The organism is Williamsia sp. (genome assembly GCF_036566845.1).
GTDB lineage: Bacteria > Actinomycetota > Actinomycetes > Mycobacteriales > Mycobacteriaceae > Williamsia.
Genome location: NZ_DATCVM010000086.1, coordinates 1 through 6,262 on the forward strand (window position 1 = coordinate 1; position 6,262 = coordinate 6,262).

Genomic DNA, 6,262 nt, shown 5'->3' on the forward strand with positions numbered 1-6,262 from the left:
GGGCCACTCACCCTGAAAACCGGTCGCGTACTCATTGAGCGCCTCACCGGTACCCACACCGAGCATGATCCGGCCCGGGTACATACATGCCATCGACGCGAACGCCTGCGCGATCACCGCCGGGTTGTACCGGAACGTCGGGGTCATCACCGAGGTCCCGATCTGCACCCGCTTGGTCCGCTCACCCACCGCCGCCATCCAGGCCAGCGAGAACGGGGCGTGACCACCGTTGTGACGCCACGGCTGAAAATGATCCGACACCGCAACCGAATCCATCCCGTGCTCTTCCGCGGCCACCGCGATCTCCACCAGCTCACGAGGATTGAACTGCTCCGCCGAAACCTTGTAACCCAAACGCAGCATGACTGTGGCACCGGTCCTCTCATGGATCTTCTGTTGTCTTAGGGAGCTACTTGGGCCCCACCAAATGCACGATTTCGTGCAGACTATGCCGATAATCATGCAGATACGGTGGCCTGCTGTCAATCTCTGCGCGCTTTCGGGCTACAATTGGGTCCGGTTCGGCGAGTAAGAATTCGAAGTAAGGGGGTGGTCATGTCAGCGCATGAGAGACGTCGTGAGATCGTTCAGCGGTTACATGCAGACGGCTATGTCGAAGCCAAAATGCTGTCGGAGGAGCTGGGGGTCGACACATCCACAATCCGTCGCGACCTGGACGAGCTGGTTCGAGTCGGACAAGTGGCGAGAACCCATGGTGGTGCCCGGCCGACAGGTAAGACGACCTTCGAGATCCCCTATGCAGTCAAGGCAGGGGAGCGCAGGGCAGAGAAAGCCGCGATCGCAAGGATCGCAGCTGAACATGTGAAAGAGGGCGACACCGTCATCCTCGACAGTGGATCGACCACTTATCAAGTTGCGGTTGCACTTCGGCATACGAGCGATCTGACTTTCATCACCAACGACCTGCGGACTGCTGCGTTTGTGGCCACGGTTCCGGGTGCCCGCCTGTTGGTCACCGGTGGAGAGTTGTTGAACTCGGTCTTCACTCTGATCGGCGATCGTGCGATCGAGTTTTTCGCGGACTATTCTGCTGCGTGGGCATTCCTCGGCGCTGATGCAGTCGATCCCGTCGCCGGTATCACCAATACAAACACTCTCGAGGTGCCTCTTAAGCGCGCGATGATTGCCGCAGCGACAAAGACGATAGTGGTCGCCGATAGCTCGAAGTTCGGGAATCGTGCGCTGGCGAAGGTTGCCGCGCTCGACGAGGTTGATCTGTTCATCACTGACTCGGGTGTGGACGAGGTCGATCGTGCTCGATACAGAGCGGACGTCGTCGTGGCTCGGGTGGATGGCGGGTGAAGGGACGGGTGGCGGAAAGTCCGCCCGGCCTGCCAACACCTGGCATGCCCTAGTTTTAGTGCACTGGTGAGCGTGCGGGCATGATTACTCCGGTGCCGGGTGGAGTCGGTCCGATGACGATCGCAGTGCTGTTGGATCAGACGCTGACGGCCGCTTACAACAGCTCCGGCACGTTGCGCTCCGTCAATGGCAACTAAATATGTTGCAGCACACTTGATTAAAGCTGTGACATGATTCTGTCAACTGGCCCAAACAGATTTCCTGGCGGAGACCCAGCGGCTGCGGACTCGCGGCCGGACGGCCGGACTTCGGCGGCCGGTCCTGTCGCCAGACGAAGAGTTGAACCAGACAGAACTGGTGTCCTTCTCGTCTACGGTGATATCGAGGTGGATGCGGACCTACTCGCCGTGTGGAGACGTCCCACCGGCCATACACTTTCGCGGACCTCACACCGTGAACGGAACCTTTCGATCGGCGGCTGCATCCAATACTTTGACGCCGCCGGCCCGCTGCCGCTGGTTGTGGTGGCGTGACCTCGAATCTCGAATCGAAAGGAAGCACATGACACCCATAGAGAGCAGTAAGCCCCGCATGCGTACCCGCCGTGCGGTTGTCTCGATCGGTGTGGGCGCTGCGTTGTGCCTGCCCGCCGCGCACGCGGCCGCCATAAGCGTTCCGTCACCACGCCCGCCCAACAACTCCACGGCGCCCGCCCACACCAAGAACACTCCGTCTCCACCGCCGGCGAACGGGGGGCCTACCCACAACACCAACCCGTCGCCCACGCCGCAAAACCCCAAGCCGTCCACCCCCGAGACCGGCCAAGGCCCCAACAACTCCGGCCCCAACAACTCCGGCCCGAAAACCAAATCCAGCCCACCCCCACAGGTGCAGCCCGGAGGGCTCAACAAGCCCGGACACAGCGGACGAGACAACCCCAGCTCCACCGGGATGGGGCCCAAAACTGCCAAGACGGACCCGAAAACCGCCAGGACTCAACCCCAAACCGTCACAACACAGCCGTGGTCCGACGGGCCACCAGCAACGCACACCGACACCGGCACCGGCACGCCCGGTGAGGACAACAGCGACAACCTTCCCGCACAGGGCCAAGACAACAGTGACAACCCTCCCGCACAGGGCCAAGACAACAGCGACAACCAGGCCCCGACACCGGAGCCACCTCTGTCCAACACCGACCCCGCGCCGGGAGAACCTCCACCGCCGCCGGCAGACGTCGAGCAAGCGGAGGCGATCGCTCAGCAAATCTTGAGCTCGTTCGGCCTCACCTCCGAGCAACTGCAGGGTCCTGCCGCTGAGTTTCCCAACCTTGGCGCACTGGAAAGCGCGATCGGCTCCGCACGGGCAATCGCTGTCAACGCCGAGGACGGCACCGGAGACCCCGATCTTGGGCCCTACGATACCGGCGATCCTCAGCTCGATGCTCAGATCTTGGAGCAACTGCGCGAAGGCATTGCAGTAGCTGACAGCGTCCTGCAGGTCATTGAACAGACCGAAAGCGACATCGTCAGCCAGTTCCCGGCCAAGTAGCGTCGTTCCCTCTGTTCGGCCTCATCATTGATGGGAATCGACCATGCCCGTCGGGCTTGCCGGCGGGAGTGTTTCTTAATCGGTGTTTCGGCCCGACCGCTGGGTGAATGCTCGGCGAGAAGGGTGCCTGATGACGACACTGGATGATGCGGGTGTGAGAAGAAATCGACACCACCGTCGGCGGAGGCGGCGGTTGCGGCTCTCGTGCGCTTGCGAAAGAGCAGGGCCTGTCGCTGACGGGCCCGGTTGGGCCGCACAAGCTGTTCACCAAGACGGTCCTGGAAACGGCGTTGAACGAGGAGATGACCGAGCATCTCGGGCACGGTAAGAACCAGGCCAACCCGGATCGCGAGTCAACCAATATCCGCAACGGGACCCGGTCGAAATCGGTGTTGACCGAGTCCATCGGTCAGGCGCCGATCGAAGTCTCCCGGGACTGCGAAGGGACGTTCGAACCGCAGATTGTCAAGAAGCGGCAGCGCCGACTCAACGGGGGTTGATGAGATCGTTTTAGCGTTGTACGCCAAGGGTTTAACGACCGTGAGATCAGCGCGCACTTCGCGGAAATCTACGGCGCTACGGTTTCGAAGGAGACGATTTCCCGGATTGTCAATGGACATCTGAAACTGCCCGTGTGCGGACATGAAAACTGCCCGTAGGTGGCCAATAAGAACTGCCCGGTGGCGGACATGAATCTGCCCATGCGGCGGTGTCCGCCACCGGTAGGTTCGGGTGGTCAGTTCAGGGCTTTGACCCCCTGACCGTGCAGGGCTTGAGCGAGGCGGACCGAGTCTCCGCTGGTTTGGCACAGGTGGGCGTGATGCAGCAGCCGGTCCACGGTGGCGGTGGCCAACGTTTTGGGCATCAACTCATCGAACCCGCTGGGATGTAGGTTCGAGCAGATCGCGACTGAGCGGCGTTCGTAGGCGGCTTCGACGATGCGGTAGAGCCCTTCGGCGGCATCGGCACCCACCGGGAGAAGCCCTACGTCATCAATTATGACGAGCTCAGCCCGGACGATCTTGGCGACGGCTTTGCCCAACGAGTCATCGGCGCGATGTGCGCGCACCAGTACGCCGAGTTGCTCAAGGGTGAACCACGCAACCGGCATCCCGGACTCAATGACGTTGTGGCCCAAGGCTTCGAGGAAGAATGTCTTCCCGGTCCCGGCTGGCCCGCAGACCACCAGATTCTCCCGCCGACCTACCCATTCAAGGGTGCGAAGCGCGTGCTGGGTGGGTAGCGGGATCGAGGACGCAGTCTCGTCCCACACATCGAAGGTTTTCCCCGTCGGGAACCGGGCGGCTTTGCGGCGGGTGGTGAGCATCGAGCGGGCCCGTCCGGCAGCTTCTTCGGTCAGCAACGCCTTGACGACCTCGGCTGGATCCCAGCGTTGGGCGCGGGCGGTCGCCAACACCTCGTCGGCCACTGCACGTGCGTGTGGAAGCCGCAGTTGGCGCATCAGCTGCTCCACATCGACGGGCAATGTCGGCGCGTTCATGCGATCTCCTCGTGGGTGTCAGGAGTGTTGGTGGCTTCGATAGTGTTGGTGCCGAACAGATTCCATCCGCTGGTTCCTTGGGCCAGGGAGGTTTCTTCCGACGCGCCGTGGCGGGTCAGGTCCATGCCTTTGCTGGCCAGGATGGAATCGAGGTCCCCGGTCGCGAACCTGCCGTGCACCGCCGCGTGACCCAATGCCCAATCCACATCCGTGCAGCTACCGAGCGTCGATAGGTCCACGGCGTGGGTCATCTTCTGGATAATGCGTTCGGTGCCGACCGCGGCGGCTTCTTTGAGCCACACCGCAGCACCTTCCCCGATCGCCAGGAAAGCATGCTCAGCAGCGCTACGGGCCCGGATCCGGTAGTCGCCGGGAATCTTCTCGGGCTGATCGGGAAAATGGGCGTCGTCGATCGCTGGGGTACCTCGGGTGGTGCGGCGGTGGCGCGCGACTTCGACCGGGCCGCCATCATCGAGCGCACAGATGATGACCTCATCGGTACCCGGGTGGTGACGAACCCACACACTCTGACCCAATAGTGTTGCTGGGGTCGAGTATTGGCAGTGTTCGAAGGTGATCATCGGGGTGTTGTCCGGGACTCTGCGGGTCACCCCCAACGCTGCGGTGTGCGGCAGATCGGGCACCGCATGGAGTTGGGTGCGTTCGATCTCGAGCATCTCCGCGGGTACCCGGCCGGTGGCCTTGTGGACCCGGTTGTTGACCAGTGTCATGAACTCGGCGCACGCGGTTTCGACGTCGGCGAAGGTGTCGTACTGGAGCAGCAGATTCGTCTCGGTGGGCACGATGTCAGCTTTGGCGAGTTTGACGGCGTTCTCCACCCCGCCCTTGGAGGCCGGGTCGGCCGGCTCGCAGGTCAGCACGGAGATGCCGTAGTAACGACCGAAGGTCACCGCATGCCGATTGCGGACCGGAACCCCGGCCACGTGACCGGTCGTAACGGTCTTCTCGTTGTCGGTCAACAGGTACGTCGGGGCGCCGCCGACGATCCGGAACACACGGTCCAGGCCGGCGAACACACTCGGCCCGGTCCGATCATGCAGAGCGATCACGATCCGGAAGCGGCACCACGCCAACCAGGCGACCAGCAACACGACTTTGCGGCCGTTCACGATCGGGCCGTCACCGAAGTCGTACTGCAACCACAATCCGGGTTCGGTGACCCACGGCCGGTGCACCCGTGTATTACCCAGGCGCCATTGGGCTTTGACCTCTGCCAACGCCCGTCGGGTGGTGCGTTCGGTGCCGGTGTAGCCCAACGCGGTCAACCGTTCGTGGGCTTTGTCGCCGCGGATCTTGCCGCGCGAACCCTCAACCCACTCCTCCAGGTTCGGTTTGAAGTCATCGATCAGCCGGGCCCGGCGGACCTGCGGCTCGAGGCCGGCGTCGCGGTCTTCCACCGCCTTCTTGACCGTGTGATGCGAGCAGCCGCACAACTCGGCTGCCGCGCGGTACGACCCGGTCAAGTCGTAAGCATTGAGTATTTCCATGAGTTCTCGCATCAGACTTCAAGTGGTCTCTCCCGTTGGAGTTCGATTCGACTAGGCATCGACATCGAAACCGCGGGAGAGGCCCCCACGGCGCAGACGCGCCGTACAGGGATCAACAGGTCTGGGCAGATTCATGGCCGCCGACGGGCACTTTCGTGTCCGCCAGTGGGCAGTTCTTATTGGCCGTCAGTGGGCACTTTCATGTCCGCCTGCGGGCAGTTTTTCATGTCCGCCGACAACTGATCGCCCCGCCAGGAATGGGCAAGACTGTGATGGCGTGCGCGGCGATCGCCGAGCGTGCCACGTCGACATTGATCCTGGTCGACCGGAAAGCGCTGGCGGACCAGTGGCGCCAACGTTTGCTGACTCACCTGGGAGT

The 6,262-nt window shown here is 62.5% G+C and carries 6 protein-coding genes and 2 pseudogenes; 5 read left to right on the forward strand and 3 right to left on the reverse strand.

Features of this window, described 5'->3' with window-relative positions:
• Positions 1 to 363, reverse strand: a 363-nt coding sequence (locus VIQ49_RS07380) for an LLM class flavin-dependent oxidoreductase (RefSeq protein WP_331882617.1), incomplete at its 3' end; no start/stop codon positions are given.
• A 192-nt stretch (positions 364 to 555) separates the two neighbouring features.
• Here VIQ49_RS07380 and VIQ49_RS07385 point away from each other — a divergent pair.
• The 4 genes and pseudogenes from VIQ49_RS07385 to VIQ49_RS07400 form a co-directional block, all read left to right on the forward strand.
• Positions 556 to 1,323 (forward strand): DeoR/GlpR family DNA-binding transcription regulator, encoded by a 768-nt coding sequence (locus tag VIQ49_RS07385; protein ID WP_331882619.1) that lies wholly within the window; start codon positions 556 to 558, stop codon positions 1,321 to 1,323.
• A 68-nt stretch (positions 1,324 to 1,391) separates the two neighbouring features.
• A pseudogene (locus VIQ49_RS07390) lies at positions 1,392 to 1,520 on the forward strand (bifunctional 5,10-methylene-tetrahydrofolate dehydrogenase/5,10-methylene-tetrahydrofolate cyclohydrolase); the annotation flags it as partial.
• Between the two features lie 364 nt (positions 1,521 to 1,884).
• The gene (locus tag VIQ49_RS07395; RefSeq protein ID WP_331882621.1) at positions 1,885 to 2,874 is read left to right on the forward strand and encodes a hypothetical protein; all 990 of its coding nucleotides are present in this window, start codon (positions 1,885 to 1,887) and stop codon (positions 2,872 to 2,874) included.
• Between the two features lie 164 nt (positions 2,875 to 3,038).
• Positions 3,039 to 3,488 (forward strand): annotated as a pseudogene (locus VIQ49_RS07400) (transposase); the annotation flags it as partial.
• 122 nt (positions 3,489 to 3,610) lie between these two features.
• Here VIQ49_RS07400 and istB read toward each other — a convergent pair.
• On the reverse strand, positions 3,611 to 4,375 hold the full coding sequence (gene istB, locus VIQ49_RS07405; RefSeq protein ID WP_331882623.1) for an IS21-like element helper ATPase IstB: 765 nt from the start codon (positions 4,373 to 4,375) through the stop codon (positions 3,611 to 3,613).
• The gene (gene istA, locus VIQ49_RS07410) at positions 4,372 to 5,895 is read right to left on the reverse strand and encodes an IS21 family transposase (protein ID WP_331882626.1); all 1,524 of its coding nucleotides are present in this window, start codon (positions 5,893 to 5,895) and stop codon (positions 4,372 to 4,374) included. The genes istB and istA overlap by 4 nt, the downstream gene beginning before the upstream one ends.
• Before the next feature lie 143 nt (positions 5,896 to 6,038).
• On the opposite strand from istA, the gene VIQ49_RS07415 reads away from it, so the two are divergent.
• The coding region (locus VIQ49_RS07415; RefSeq protein WP_331882629.1) for a DEAD/DEAH box helicase family protein at positions 6,039 to 6,262 on the forward strand (224 nt) is incomplete at its 3' end.

Coding starts and splice junctions, on each gene's coding strand:
- VIQ49_RS07385 (WP_331882619.1), top strand. CDS start 556: ATGTCAGCGCATGAGAGACGTCGTGAGATCGTTCAGCGGTTACATGCA.
- VIQ49_RS07395 (WP_331882621.1), top strand. CDS start 1,885: ATGACACCCATAGAGAGCAGTAAGCCCCGCATGCGTACCCGCCGTGCG.
- istB (WP_331882623.1), bottom strand. CDS start 4,375: ATGAACGCGCCGACATTGCCCGTCGATGTGGAGCAGCTGATGCGCCAA.
- istA (WP_331882626.1), bottom strand. CDS start 5,895: ATGCGAGAACTCATGGAAATACTCAATGCTTACGACTTGACCGGGTCG.